The organism is Stenotrophomonas sp. SrG (genome assembly GCF_050031795.1).
Classification (GTDB): Bacteria; Pseudomonadota; Gammaproteobacteria; order Xanthomonadales; family Xanthomonadaceae; genus Stenotrophomonas; species Stenotrophomonas rhizophila_A.
This window is the reverse complement of sequence record NZ_JBNBBE010001728.1, coordinates 1-230: the sequence shown is the minus strand read 5'-3', so window position 1 is coordinate 230 and position 230 is coordinate 1. Positions and strand designations below refer to the sequence as shown.

Annotated in this window: 1 protein-coding gene; it reads right to left on the bottom strand. The window is 66.1% G+C overall.

The features are described 5' to 3' along the window. On the bottom strand, window positions 1-230 hold a 230-nt coding region (locus tag ACQG3P_RS25175; RefSeq protein WP_426806564.1), incomplete at both ends, for a S41 family peptidase.

Genomic DNA, 230 nt, shown 5'->3' with positions numbered 1-230 from the left:
CCGTAATCCTGGATGGCACCGGCGAAAATGTCCGAGGCCGAGGCCGAACCGCGGTTGATCAGCACGGCCAGCGCGCCATCCCACGCCACGGCTTCGCTGCGGTCGTTGTTGACCGTGACGCGGCCACCGGATTCGCGCACCGGCACCACCGGGCCCTGTTCGATGAACAGGCCGGTCAGCTCGATGGCTTCATCCAGCGAACCTCCACCGTTGTTGCGCAGGTCCAGCAA